Raw genomic sequence first — 14,319 nt, forward strand, 5'->3', positions numbered from 1 at the left:
AAGATAGAATCTCTAATTATAAAAACAAAAGTCTGATTTTTGTGATTGAAGAAATGCTTATAGGAAATAATAAGGTTTAAAATCCAGATTGGATTTAGATAATTGGATTTGGTTTATCTTTAAAATGCTGATTCAAGAAATAATTGAGCCATTGATTATTTTTTGAATTCAATATTTGCAAGTGAGTTTTTGATTTCATTTTGATGCTTGGTGCCATATTTAGAAGGGTATAAGAGAAAACTATATGACATATCATCTTGCCAGGGGATAATGAATCCAGTTTCATTGTCTTTAAATACTGTAAAAATTATCCTGCCGTTTACAGTATCAGTTTGGGATTTATATCCCATTTCTTCAAATGTAGAAAGTTGTGGAGAATACAGTCCATATTCATAGTTAATTAAATTCGAATAAGAGGCAATAAAACTGCCAACAAAGCCTGGACATGTTGGTTCGTTTGAGATATTAATAAATTTTTCTTTCGTAGGAATGTTAGCCCACGAAGTTGATATTATATATGTAATTGAGTCTTTTTTATGATAGTTGGTTCGAATTGTCGACTTGTAGTTGACATCTCCTATAAATATTAAAATAGCTAATTGAGAGACAATCCAGAATAGAAAAATTCCGACAAGTATGATAATTGGTTTTCGATATTTTCTAAGTCTTAGCATAATTGGATATGAATATTTGGCAGATAAGATTTTAATTCATGTTATTTTCCGGAGTCCATTTTTCGCCAACAAGTTCCGGATGATCATAAATTAAATTGATAATTTCTTTTGTGCCTTCTGAAATTCCTTTGTAAAAATCACCATTTCTAAATTCTGGTAACATTGTATTATCAATAATGCTTTTGGCAATTTCATCTCCTATTATCAATTCAAGTCCATATCCAACTTCAATCCTTACTTGTCGATCAGAAGGAGCTATAGTTATCAAAATACCATCATCATAGTCTTTTCTTCCAATACCCCAATTATTAGCAAATTCCAGAGAGTACCTTTCTATTGTTTTACCCTCTAATGAATTTGTAGTTAAAATAATAATTTGGGATCCGATAGAATCTTCCAGACTCCTAACAAGTTGACTTAGATCGTTTTCCTCAGTTTCAGATAGGATGTTGGCATAATCATTTACTCTATAGAGTTTGTTTTCTGAATCACTATTAGAATTACAACTAATTATAATCAGAAATAAAAGGATAATCCAAAGGGCTTGTTTCATATTAGTTTTGATTTATCAATCCTAGTTCTGGTTTTTCAATATTGTAAGGCAGTTCGTTATCATAAATATCGTTGATACAACTACTGTGAAGTACTTTATCAAATGACTCAATTTCAAAATTCTCATTGATTATTAGGTGGGCCACGTATTGTTCTATTCCTGCACCACAAACGCCATAACCATATGATCCGGGATTAGACTGTTGAGAATATTCAAACAATAAATAATATTTGCCAGCCACTCTTTTTTGAGCTATTATTTTAACCCATTCAATATATTTGTTTTCTGATAACTCTGTCAGATTAAATTCTGCTATAGTCAAATTATTGATCTTAAAACCAAGTGTTGCTTTAGTTAACCAACTAAATTCATGTGTTACGTTCAAGTTAACCGGATATGTTTTTCCTCCTTTCTGATTCCATGTGAAGTTTTTAGCTCCTTTTTGTTGAGTGAACTTTTCTTTATAATCAATCATTTCGCATTCATTATCAAATGAATAATCAATGGGATCTGATGGTACAAATAGTTCTTTATAACTTTCACATGCATCAGAATAACATACGTGACCAACTAAAGGTATTTTTGTGCCGATTTTAGTATACATGTACCAACCATAAACAAGTCTTGGAGTCCATTTGGTTGATTTGCTGCTACACGAATTCCCAGATTCTTCAATTCTCATTTTTATAGGGTACTTGTTATCGATAGTTCCTTCATAAGTAGTATATCTATCGAATTGGATATCATAACTAAATGACCATTTACCTTGGGCAAATATACTGGTCGATATAAAAACTAATGAAAAGAAAAGTAATAGCTTTTTCATGATAAATTAGTAGTTCAATCTATAAGTATTTTTAAAGTATCAAGCCTTTAATTGGCACAAATGGAGGATTCAAAGATATAAAAATATAAAAGTGATATTTTGGGTTGTGTGAAATACTAACCTTAGTCAAGGTATTATCAGATAACATAATAATGCTTTGGATTTATTCGATATTCAATTTCTGACAGCATTTAGTTCATTTCGGATAGCCTTATAATCAAGATATTTGCATTTAATATATCTTCTGTCTTCTACATCTTCTTCACCCATGTCAAAGTCCCATTCGCCATTTAGTTTTACTTCAGAGTAATCACATCGTTCGGAAAGAAGTTTTGTTAAAACAAGCTTATTGTTTTTAATAAGGCCATTATAAACATATACATTGTTATATCTCCCATGACGCCCACAATAGTCAGAGGCATGAATGATTAACTCCCTGCCGATTTTGTTAGCATCAGCATCATGTAGAAAAACTGATATTATTTCTGGTCTACTCCCACAGCCTGACAATAATTCCATAGTTTCAATTAGTCGGTATTCACCTTTGATTGGTGTAGGTTCTAGAAGAACTCCAATAATTAGATCACTTTCTTCATAAGTGTAAGTGGCAAATGAAATGATAGAATTACCAAATTCTTCCAATTGAAAAGCACCATGATGTAGGGTAGCATTATCTTTAAGTATTCTATTGACAAAAGCTTCGTTGTCTTCATTGGCTGATTTTTTGAATGTCTTTCCGAAAGGTAGTCTTGCATTTAAATCAGCTCGAAATTCAGTAATAGAAGAAACATCTCCACTATTTATCAAATCATTTTGACCAAATGCTGAATGTGACCATAGAATTAATGGCATGGTTATATATAAAAAAATACTTTTCACCATTTGACAATTTATTTTTGATAAGTTGAAATTTAAGCTTTACAATAAGTTATAAAAATATCAATCTCAGAATTTTAAAATAATTGAATTCTTGAGGCGAAATAAGATTGATTAATCCAATTAACCTGTTTAAAATTTCTTAATTGTTGAAGTATATGGCTTAAAAATATTTACAGATTCTATTTACTAATAAATAGATAGGTAATGCAACTAAAAACCTAACCAGGAAACCAATAATAACAAATCCAAAAGCAATAAAAACAAAATACCCAGTTTCAGACAATACAGTTATCATTAGTGTAATCCCAATAGCTATTGTAGCTAAAAAAGAAAGAACTGTTATTGTTTTAGACAGTGGGTCGTCAATTTCCAGATAGGCGTCTGGGTGATTTATGATAATTCCTTCCAACCCTTCAGTAGTAACTACTTTATACACATTTTTATACTTTGTATCTTTTGTAATGTAAAATTTTGATTCTGGGCTTAGTTTTCCGATTTGAATATCCTTTACATCATTTTTTAGTACCAGGAAATTTACAAAAGACAATTTCGAAAAGTCCTTCTCAATTTTATCAACTACCCTGATATTAATTGTGTTAAGATTATATTCAATTAAGCTGGTAATTTCATCTTTATATTTATCTTCTACCTTTTTTTTACCTGATTCAACCTTGATAATATTATTATCAAATTCCTCATGAGACATCAGTATAATATCAAGGTGTTCACCTTTAGACATACATTGTCTGCAGATATCAAACCTGTTTAGGTCTTTAACAATATAGTGTTTAGAACCATTTATTGATGTTCGCAATAATTCATTGCTATTGCGAATTACCTCTCTGTCAAATTTTTGCAGTTGGCCAGCTTCCAATTCCATTACTTTATTGTAAAGATTTGGATTGGAATATATTGGGGTTCTCTTTTTAATATATATTCTATGATCTAATTCTTTTGATTTCAGTTCATCTGTACTTTCAAGAATCACTGGTTTAAAATTGTTCTGTTTTTGCTTTTCTGCTGTTACACTATTATCCTTTTCTATTTCAAATTCTTTATTGAATTGCCCGGATAAAATAAAGGAGTCTTTTAGTTCTCTATTACCTTGAGCAGATTGATGTGAATTGCAATTTGATCTTTTCTCTAAAGGAACATTTTTCAAGCAATTGAATTCATCATAATTGATGTGATCGGCATGGATACAATCCAGACATTTATTTTGCTCTTCGGAATTAATCATAGTTATCGTATTAAAAAATTCAATAGTATTAAGTAATACAGAAAATTATATAAAAGTAACCTGAGTAAAATTCCATTTTTTATGATCGTGAATAAAATGAATTACTAGGTCTTTATTTATCTAATAATCTTAAAAAATCTATCCCTACTGATTGTTTTTGCATATATGGTCAGCTAAACAAAGAATTTGAAGTCAGGTACACACGTTTAAAGGTCTGAAGCTTTGATATTGCTGAACTTTGGATCGCAAATTAATTGTTTGAACTTCTGATTCGTTTATAGATTAATAATGTATTATCAGTTATATCTGTTTCAGGGGGAGTGTAAAATTCAGATTCCCTGATTTTTGTTGTCATGTACATTTTTAATTTGTTTTTGCTCAATTTGATTTTCCTATGCCAGTCAACTGCAGGTTCCTCAAACGGTGGATCAGATACAATTTGAGATAATATCAAGTTATTTTCTTTTGTTATTTTCCATTTACCGGAAATAATTTGGAGTGGAACATTTCCTTTATTTCTTGACGTCATGATAAAAGTTCCATTCTTATCAATTAGTAAAGAATCTTGGGAATATCCAGGTAATTTAGATTTAGAAGACTCTAATGTAATGGATGCAGACTCTATTGCCCATGTTCCAATTATCTTTTCAGATGTTTTAAGAGATTTTTTACTAGCATCTTGTCCAAAACAGACGATAGTAGAGAAAAAAATTAAGATAAGCGAATATTTCATGAATTAGATTGAAGGTATTGATTAAATGCCCAAATCGAGTATTTAATGCATTGATGATACATAGTTGATGCCCAAAGATAGCCTCGATAATTGAAAATTAATATTGAAGATGAAAGATTATGAACCAGGATTGGACAGGAATACTGTTAGCTTCTATTGGCTATCATTTAATTTTTTCAAGACATCTATGCAATAGCTATCGTTTAAGTCAGCCCCTAATTTGTAGAAATATAAACCTTTGGTTATATTCTTTTTTTTATCAAAGCCACCATTGTACCAGATGTCTGCAAGTCTTCTAATTGATTCAATATTGTTGTTTAACGCTCCGTATTCATAAAGTTCTATAGCCTTTTTAGTGTTAGAAGGAATATTATATAGACCGTAATTATATATTTCTGCTAACTGGAAATAAGCATCGATATCCCCATTATGTATTTGATCCTGGTATTGTAATATTTTTTGATATCCTTCACTATCTGATTTAACTTCTTTATTGAATTTAGCAAAATCAATTGGTTGGGTCTCTATAAATACTGAATCAATGCTAATCTCGTATTTAGTAAAGCTTACGAGGTTTTCTGATAGAATAACATACTTTGCATTATCACCGGCAATAATTAAGGGACGGGTATTCAGGCTACTTAAATCAACAATGTTTGTATTATAGATTTTTATTATGTTGTTGTTTCCTTTTATAATTATCACATCATGACTATCATCAAAGAAAGCGGTATTTTTTTGAATAAGATCAACAATATTGTTTTCTCCTTTGAATATGATTTTATCTTGGCCTTTACTGTAACTGATAGAATTTGTTTTTTCTATATTAAGAACATTATTCTTGTCGGTAGAGCTGGTTTGAATGGATGTCTTACATGACATAATAATGAAAATTGTTAAAAGAGCTCTAATTTTCATTGTAATATATGTTTTGTGTTTACGGGTCTGCCTGATCCTTAGGTAGCTTAAAAAGCTGAATTATCCGTCAAAGTTAGATTTTTCATATGAAAAAAATAGAGCAATATAGATATATAACCAATATTGACCGGGATTAAAAAAAAATTAACTGGATTTAAAGCATCAGGATAATCCTTAAATCTTGTGAATCCTGATTCTGATCAAAGTTATGCTGATTCTAAAATTCAGACGACTTGAGCTATTGAAATGAAATCCTTAATTTCCTTCTAAAAACAGCTCCCATTCTTTTTTATTAATAAAATATGATGTTTGAAAATTTTTATCGAACACCATGGCTTTTCCATTTAAATTTAAAGTGTCAACAAAATACATTCCTAGTTTATATTCATCCTTATAAAATGTAATTGAATAATAGGAAAAAGGACAACAACAATAACCCTTGTTAATTGACTTTTCGAATAACTTATTAAAGTGTTTTATTTTTATTGGACTTACTGTCGAATCACTCCAAGTTATGCTATTTGGATCTCTTAAAATGTTCGAATCTGGATCTAGATAATATCTTTTGAACACTAATTTATTGCTGTTTAACCCTAATAGCTTCAAGTTATTTTTATATTTTTTGGCAATATTGTTTTCAATATTCTCAATTTCAGATTTTGTCTTTTGAGAAAGATTATTGTCAGGTTTATTTGAGTTACAGCTCAATTGAAAAACTAAAATTACTATTATGGTTATTTGAAATAATTTTTGATATTTCATGGTATGTATTGAACTAAATATAATGAGAAATGCTGAGCAAGTGTTTATTTGTCATTGGTAATAAGTTCTTTGCTAAAGTCAAAGTTCATAATATGACCGGAGGATTTGTCTTTAACGTCCATCATACCACTTATTTCATAAGTTCCTGATGTAATGGGAGTAAATTTGATTTGCATTATATTCCCTATCATTTCAGCTTCAAACTTCTGTTCTTCGTTATTCTTTAAGTTAACTATTTTAAGTTCTTTATATGTGCAATCAGTAGTACGGATATAATAGTCATCCGTTATAGTTAGAATAATTGTGTTATCCTGACCAATTTTAATGGGGTTAAAACCAACATGAAATCCAAAATAATAAAAGCAATCATAACCTCCAATTAGTCTCATTGAGTTAGATATGATTTGATTTTCAAGTCGGGATATCAACAATAAATTTGAAACATAATCATAGTAATTTTCAGATTTTTTTAGCTCAGAAGTTAATGCAGTCCACTTTTTGTTTTCATTACTATTGGGTATTGTGGCTTTAAAAATCTCAAATAGTTTGTTTTTATATTCATTGATGTGATCATCGGTTACGTTTTCAGGGAAGATTTCTTCTTTCTCAGTTTTGAATGGTAAGGTATATTTAAATGCATACATTGAATCTAATCTTTCAGATACAATGAGGTCTTTCGGGCGATTTCCTGCATTTTCAATTTCAATTTTTATTCGGTTTACCATTAAGTAATTTTCTTTTTCATTATTAAGATATTCTTGTTCAAGTACAGGGGTTTTATGTTCAGTTGAACAAGCTACAGAGATAATTGAAAATAAAATGATAAGATTTATAACCTTCATGATTAATGTAGCTAGTGAAAAATTCCTTATTAGCTATACGCTCACTCTAACCTATGAATTTAAAACAAAGCATAACTACTGATTCAAATATAATTACCCCAATTGAAAAACAAAATCGAAGGTAAATGTGTGAATCAGGATTGACCGGGATTAAAAAGAATTCTCAGGATTGAGGGAATCCTTTTAATCCTAAAATCCACTAAATTCTGATTCAGACAATCATTCCTACCCCACCTCTCCAACACCCTCAAACAACTCCGTGACAATTTCTTTCTTATCCTCCGGTGTAGCCTCAAGAAGATACTTCATCAAATCTGCTGTGGTAGCATACCTTGCAGGCTTACCATTATTGTCAAAGGAGTGCCAGTCTTCAAGGAAGTTTTGTAGTGCCTGGTTTACTTTTTGCTCGCCGATTAGCTCCTGTAATTCGTACATCGCCAATGCGCCTTTGTTGTAGTACAGATAATCTTCGTTTTCAACCAAAACTAACGGCACTTCTTCTTTACTGGATTTTAGTTTGCCTTCTTCATAATCTTCTTTTTGCAACTCAAGAAACTGCTGAAGCTTTTCATCAGGGTACTTTTCTTTCAATACCATCATGGCAGAGTATTGTGCCAGGGTCTCCAGTATCATGTGCTGACCCTGAACATTCGCAGCCTCCAGTTGCAATCCCCACCACTGGTGAGCTACCTCGTGAGCAGTAATGTAAAATACCATGTCGACATCTACCGCATCATCAATATCCATGATGAATCCCAGTGCCTCGGAAAACGGAATCAAGGTCGGGAAGGACTGGGCATATTCCTGGTATCTAGGGAACTCTACAATCCGTAGTTCATCGTATTGATACGGACAAAAATGGGTGCTGTAATAATCGAGCGACAGTTTCATCGATTCCAACATGCGGTCCAGGTTGTACTTATGTTCTTTATGGTAGTAGATCTCCAAATCGACAGGTGAATTATCAGTGTTGCCTGCCGGAATACAAGTATCTTTTAGCACTTCGTATCTTGCCGAAACAAAGGGGTAGAAGTTAATGATTTGTCCATTGGTTTTGTAATGGAAATAGTTTCTGCCGTTTTCCTGCCATTTCTCTATCAGGCTGCCCGATGTAAGTGCTGTTTGATGTGCTTCGGTACTGATGATTACCTCAAGGTTGGTACCATCAGAATCGCTGCCACTACGGGCATCGACCAGCTCCCTATGATCATCTCGATTCGCTTTTTGTGGCCGGGGTGCTAATCCAAATTCTTTGCGATCGTTCTCATCTTGTAATTCATATTTTCTTCGGTAGCCGAATGATGGTAACACATCATTTGTAAAGAAGGTTCCGTTTTGAACTACCTTAGTATCTGTGTCATTTGCATCAAGGCCATTTGGTTTTAACACCTGATTAAATGTCATTTGGATACTGTCTCCAGGTTGTAGTGCCTCACTCAGTTCATAGATTGTATAGAAGTAGTTTTCATGTTTGTTGTTGATTATTGTGATATTACGGTTAAAAATGATGTCTGTTACCGTTACATTGGCTTCGATCAGCTTTTGTACATGAATTTCTTTAATTGGGTCTGGTGATGCATTAATAAGCAAGTAGTATCCGGAGATTTCATAGGCTTTTTCCGAAGGGTATAAGTCAATATTGAGATGGGTATCGATAATTTTGGGTTGTGGTAGGTATTCCAGATGTTTCAATTCCTTTTCATATCCGGCTCTGATGGTGTTTTGCTCATTTTTAGTCCAGAATTCATTCAGAATATTGGTATTGTAGAAAATGAACCCCCCAAGTACGATGAATAATCCAAGGCAAACTATTCCAAAGTTAGTAGTTGATCTTTCCATCTGCCTCAATCCTTTTCTCCATCGGATCAACAGTCCGCTTTCATTTCCTCTTAATAAAAAAATGCTTGCTATTACCAAAAGTAGTAATCCAGATATCATCCAGTAGCTTTTTACCCAGAGGTAAGGAGTTAAGAAATGTCCATAACCATTCATATCTGAATATCGGGCGAGTGAGTTTCCACCGAAATTAACCAGCACATGTTCCAGTCCAAAAACCCCTAATCCGATATTAAATATTGCGAAAACTATGGTAGCCAGTATACCGATGAACTTATTGCCTGTAAGTGATTGAAAGAAAATAGCAGCCATAGTATACAGTGCAAGAAAAGGGAAGATCTCAAGGAAGAATCCGGTGAAATAGACATCTAATTCATATTGGTAATACCCGTTGATTGTTTGAAATATTATTCCACCAATAATAAGGGAAAGCATAACGATGATATAAATAATCTGCAATCCAAGAAAGCGACTAAACAGATTTACGAATGGATTTAGGGGGGTAGCATCATGAATGAAATTTATTTTTACATCATGTTCTTTCCACATGATCTCTCCGGAATAAAAGACCAGGATGATCATAAAAAAGTAAAGTGACATTTCCTGTAATTCTTCGATGATCAGGTAGGTGGTAGGGTAGCTATCTACTCCATAGGAGGTGCCAAGGTTTATCGAGTTCACACCAATGATGATGAAGCAACAAATGATAATCGTCCAAAAGGAAGGAAGCTTTAGAATTGACCTGCTATGAAACCAGGCGTTGTGAATGACCTGACTGATCTGTGCGTCAATATCGAAAATTGGAGTTACTTTCGGTATATTATATTTACTTTTTCTGATTACTGCTTGTTCCTTTTGCTTCTTTTTAGATGATGAATTGGTCACAACCATTAACTGAAACCGGTTAAACCCGATGCTCATTACTAAGAGTCCCAATCCAACCCAGAGTAATTTGTTGAACAGCATAACTCCGGTCATTGGAATTAACTGCAGGTTTCGCTCTTCAGCAGACCAGCCTTCGGTAGCTTTTGTCAATGTGGTTAGCGAAAACGGATCGAAAACTGCCTGTAGTGTTTCGTTGGTGATTCCTTTGGTGAGCATGAACAACAGGAAAATGATAATACCCTGGGTATACACAACCATGAGTTTTTTTGTTAATGCTCCGGAAATGAAGAATACACAAGCACCAAAAAACAAGTTGGGTAACGCGACCCATAGAAATGGCTGCAGGTAATTGTTTAATTGAAAGGGGAGGTATTCATTTGGTTCGATCCAGGGCAGGTGTTCTCCTAATACCATGCCTATGAATAATCCACTAAATATGAATAAAAGAATTACAAACGACCCGAAAAAGTGTCCCGTTAGGTAGTGTTTTTTAGCAATCGGGTTTACATAGATTAGTGAGGCAACATCATACTGGAAATCGCGCAAGACTGGCACACCCATAATCAAGGATGCGATGATCATTGATAGCCCGGTGATAGCCCCCATCGTTTTGGCTATGACGATTGGCGAGTTCTTTTTGACCATTCCCAAATCGATACCCTGAAAGATGAATTCCACTCCAAAAACAGCGAAAAAGAGGATGAAAAGGAAGAAAAGATAAGTTTCAGGCCGTTTTAGACGGTATTTGAGTTCGAAAGTGAAAAAAGTGTACCACATAATTGAGATCAGTTGGTTAAGATTTGAGACATATAAACATCTTCTAGATTGGCATCGATGGCTTTGAAGTCGCTCCCCGGGTTCGAATCACTCAGTACATGGATGATCTGCTTTCCGAGGTAAAGACGTTCATTGATTACCTGATATTCTTTTTTGTACAGATCTAGTTCGCATTTGAGGATGGATTTTTGATAGATTCGTCCTTGCACATTATCCATGATCTGAATCGGGTTGCCTTGAATGATCACCTGCCCTTTGTTGATAATCGCCATACGGGTGCAGAGCTCTTTTACATCTTCGACGATATGAGTTGAGAGGATCACAATGGTGTGTTCACCAACTTCACTAAGCAGATCATAAAACCGGTTGCGCTCAATCGGATCAAGACCGGCGGTGGGTTCATCGACGATCAGCAGCTTTGGGTTGTTCAATAAGGCCTGGGCAATACCAAAACGTTGTTTCATCCCTCCGGAGAAATCACCGAGTTTTTGTTTGCGAACAGTGTACAGATTGACTTTTTCAAGTAGAGTATAGATAATTTCTTTTCGTTCCTTACGGTTAATGATTCCTTTCAGAATTGCCAGGTGATCCAGTAACATTTCTGGAGATAATCGGGGGTAGAGGCCAAATTGCTGAGGCAAGTAGCCAAGAAATTATCTCAATTCATTGGGTTGTTTCAATACGTTTAACGATCCTAGTTGGATCGATCCGGAATCGGGTTCTTGCAGTGTCGCAATAGTCCGCATCAGAGTAGATTTACCGGCACCATTGGGCCCGAGGAGTCCAAACATTCCTTTGGGCACATCTAAAGAGATGTTTTGTAGTGCCTGAACGCCATTTTTGTAAGTTTTGGAGAGGTTTGTTATGATCAGTTCGTCCATGATAATTTTATTTTTCTTCAATGCTATTCGGAAAATCCGGAGCTTGAAAATTACAGGGACAGATGAAAGAGTAGCAGGGATGGAAAGCTTGATTCATGATTTGGGTGCTTTTTAACACCATGGAAGCCATGTTCATCACTGCTAAATGTATGTCTGTCACAGGTAAATTGTAACAGATCTATTTTTGTGTATTTTTACGAGATGGCTGTAATGCAACGTGTGTTTAATTGGCAATTCATTAAGCGGATTATCCCATATTTTTATGTGGTGATGACCGTGGTGATACTCATTTTTAATGATGCGTTTGGCGAAGTTGATGAGTTTATTGTGTTCAGTTTATTGTTTTTCACCTCGATGGGAATCTGGGTTTTGCGATGGATTTTTATCCAGGTGAAAGCTATTCTTAAACTAAAGAAAGAGAAGAAGGAAGCTGAACTTATGCATTTAAAAAGTCAGGTGAATCCGCATTTCTTTTTCAATACCCTGAATAATCTTTATGGGTTGGTTGAACAGGATACGGAAAAAGCACAGCAGTTGATTCTAAAATTATCGGATATGATGCGATACAGTATCTATGAAGGTCAAAATGAGCTGGTGAAGCTGGGGGATGAGATTACCTACCTCGAAAATTATATCGAACTTCATAAAATGCGGTATCACAAAACAATTGACATCCGGTTTGATGTAATAGTGGTTGACCGCAGTATCAAGATTATGCCTTTGTTGTTTATAATTTTGCTTGAAAATGCATTTAAGCATGGTGTGGAAAAGCTGCGGAAGGATGCCTTTGTATGTATTCGACTAACAGCAACGAACAAAGAAATAGACTTTGAAATAGAAAATAACTTTGATGTAGAGGAGGTAAGCGATAGTGAGGGTATCGGACTGAGTAATCTTCGAAAGCGGTTAGAACTCGTTTATCCGAAGAAATACAAACTGGAAATTTCGAAAATAGGATCTGATCGATTCAAGGCCAATCTAAAACTGACCTTATGAGTATAAAATATATCATAGTTGATGATGAAACGATTGCTCATGACATTATCAAGAAATACTGTGGCATGTTACCCAATATGGAGCTGGTGCAAGATTGTTACGATGCGATAGATGCATTGCAATTTCTACACAGTAATCCGGTAGATCTTATTTTCCTAGATATCAATATGCCTAAACTGAAAGGATTTGAATTTCTTCGAACATTGACTAATCCACCCAAGGTTATCGTAACGACTGCATATCAGGAGTATGCTCTGGAAGGCTATGAACTTAACGTAGTGGATTACCTGTTGAAGCCATTTTCATTCGAGCGATTTCTTAAGGCAGTGAATAAGTCAAATCTGAGTGGAACAAATCAACATTCAAAAGTAGAAACACAGCCTGAAAAGGTATCGCCAGAGAAAATATTTCTTCGATCTAACAACAAATACATTCAGGTTGATCCGGAAGATATCTTATATGTGGAGGCATCGGGCAACTATGTGAAGGTAGTAATGAAAGAAGAGGAGCTGACCATTCGCGGAACACTTTCATCCGTGCATGAGCATATTCCTGCAGACGGTTTTTTGCAGGTACACCGATCATTTATCATTGCTAAAAAACACATTAAGAGTATTGAAGGTAACCAGGTATTTATGGGGGATCATGTGGTTCCGATTGGAAAGTCCTATCGGGAGGTATTAGAGAAGCTGGTGATGTAGTGAAGGTGTAGTTGTGGCATGTGTCATCACACGCCATGGATGAGCTTTTTAGTTAAAAAGTAACACTCTACACGTCCTTTCGAAACCATGAATTTTCATGAATAAAAGTGATTTAATTTGATAAAATTGGATGAAAAAAAAGCATGGGTAAAAAATCTCAGAATCTGGCTTTATTACTAATTGGGGGCTTATTATTCTAATTAGTGGTCTGTCAGGGGACATACCATGGGGAAGGGTTATCCTAATTCATCTTTTGAGGAATACAATTTATATTGATGTTTCCTATGAATTTAGAATGGTTTCATAATATCTTATTGTCCTTTTTTCTTGATAAAAAATGGACCAAAAAATCAAGACAAAATCAAATCTCCTAACTCACTAACCTCCCCACGCTCGTGATTTTGTCAATCCTCCCCGCCCTTCTAAGTTACTTTTGTTTTATCGAGAAAAAAGTTTTTTCATTGGGAAGCGTATAATATTATCCAAACGCTTTTTCTTTTCAACATTTGTAGCAGGGAACCCTTATCATAGGATTTGTGATCCGTAATTAACAATTTATAATTTAGAGTAGTGTCTTCACTCTACCCGTCCTTTCGAACCCATGAATTTTCATGAATAAATGCAGTTTTATTTGATAAAATTGGATGAAATAAAAGCATGGGTGAGAAATCTCAGAATCTGGCTTTATTACTAATTGGGGGCTTATTATTCTAATTAGTGGTCTGTCAGGGGACATACCATGGGGAAGGGTTATCCTAATTCATCTTTTGAGGAATACAATTTATATTGATGTTTCCTATGAATTTAGAATGGTTT

12 protein-coding genes and 1 pseudogene are annotated in these 14,319 nt (G+C 34.1%); 2 read left to right on the top strand and 11 right to left on the bottom strand.

Features of this window, described 5'->3' with window-relative positions; translation table 11 throughout:
* Positions 1–155: 155 nt before the first annotated feature.
* From HH304_RS04320 to HH304_RS04370, 11 genes and pseudogenes are all read right to left on the bottom strand, one after another.
* Positions 156–674, bottom strand: coding sequence for a hypothetical protein (locus HH304_RS04320; protein ID WP_169678234.1), 519 nt, complete (start codon positions 672–674; stop codon positions 156–158).
* A gap of 31 nt (positions 675–705) precedes the next feature.
* Positions 706–1,227 carry a TPM domain-containing protein gene (locus HH304_RS04325; protein ID WP_169678235.1) on the bottom strand — a complete coding sequence of 174 codons (522 nt, stop codon included), beginning with the start codon at positions 1,225–1,227 and terminating at the stop codon, positions 706–708.
* Position 1,228: 1 nt separating this feature from the next.
* Positions 1,229–2,053 carry a hypothetical protein gene (locus HH304_RS04330; RefSeq protein WP_169678236.1) on the bottom strand — a complete coding sequence of 275 codons (825 nt, stop codon included), beginning with the start codon at positions 2,051–2,053 and terminating at the stop codon, positions 1,229–1,231.
* Between the two features lie 174 nt (positions 2,054–2,227).
* On the bottom strand, positions 2,228–2,905 hold the full coding sequence (locus HH304_RS04335; RefSeq protein WP_169678237.1) for a hypothetical protein: 678 nt from the start codon (positions 2,903–2,905) through the stop codon (positions 2,228–2,230).
* A 187-nt stretch (positions 2,906–3,092) separates the two neighbouring features.
* On the bottom strand, positions 3,093–4,172 hold the full coding sequence (locus tag HH304_RS04340) for a hypothetical protein (protein ID WP_169678238.1): 1,080 nt from the start codon (positions 4,170–4,172) through the stop codon (positions 3,093–3,095).
* 250 nt (positions 4,173–4,422) lie between these two features.
* Complete coding sequence (locus HH304_RS04345) at positions 4,423–4,905, bottom strand: hypothetical protein (RefSeq protein WP_169678239.1); 483 nt, start codon at positions 4,903–4,905, stop codon at positions 4,423–4,425.
* 153 nt (positions 4,906–5,058) lie between these two features.
* Complete coding sequence (locus tag HH304_RS04350; protein WP_169678240.1) at positions 5,059–5,823, bottom strand: tetratricopeptide repeat protein; 765 nt, start codon at positions 5,821–5,823, stop codon at positions 5,059–5,061.
* A 255-nt stretch (positions 5,824–6,078) separates the two neighbouring features.
* Positions 6,079–6,585: a hypothetical protein gene (locus tag HH304_RS04355; protein WP_169678241.1), complete on the bottom strand. Its 507-nt coding sequence runs from the start codon at positions 6,583–6,585 to the stop codon at positions 6,079–6,081.
* A 44-nt stretch (positions 6,586–6,629) separates the two neighbouring features.
* Positions 6,630–7,427 carry a hypothetical protein gene (locus tag HH304_RS04360; RefSeq protein ID WP_169678242.1) on the bottom strand — a complete coding sequence of 266 codons (798 nt, stop codon included), beginning with the start codon at positions 7,425–7,427 and terminating at the stop codon, positions 6,630–6,632.
* A 225-nt stretch (positions 7,428–7,652) separates the two neighbouring features.
* Complete coding sequence (locus HH304_RS04365; protein WP_169678243.1) at positions 7,653–10,925, bottom strand: ABC transporter permease/M1 family aminopeptidase; 3,273 nt, start codon at positions 10,923–10,925, stop codon at positions 7,653–7,655.
* Between the two features lie 8 nt (positions 10,926–10,933).
* Positions 10,934–11,806, bottom strand: a pseudogene (locus HH304_RS04370) (ABC transporter ATP-binding protein).
* Between the two features lie 186 nt (positions 11,807–11,992).
* Here HH304_RS04370 and HH304_RS04375 point away from each other — a divergent pair.
* Positions 11,993–12,802, top strand: a complete 810-nt coding sequence (locus HH304_RS04375) for a sensor histidine kinase (protein ID WP_333908736.1) — start codon at positions 11,993–11,995, stop codon at positions 12,800–12,802.
* Entirely contained in the window at positions 12,799–13,503 is a 705-nt protein-coding gene (locus HH304_RS04380) for a LytR/AlgR family response regulator transcription factor (RefSeq protein ID WP_169678244.1), read from the top strand. Before HH304_RS04375 ends, HH304_RS04380 begins: the two co-directional genes overlap by 4 nt.
* Positions 13,504–14,319 lie beyond the last annotated feature (816 nt).

Source organism: Marinigracilibium pacificum, assembly GCF_012926615.1.
Taxonomy (GTDB): Bacteria; Bacteroidota; Bacteroidia; order Cytophagales; family Cyclobacteriaceae; genus Mangrovivirga; species Mangrovivirga pacifica.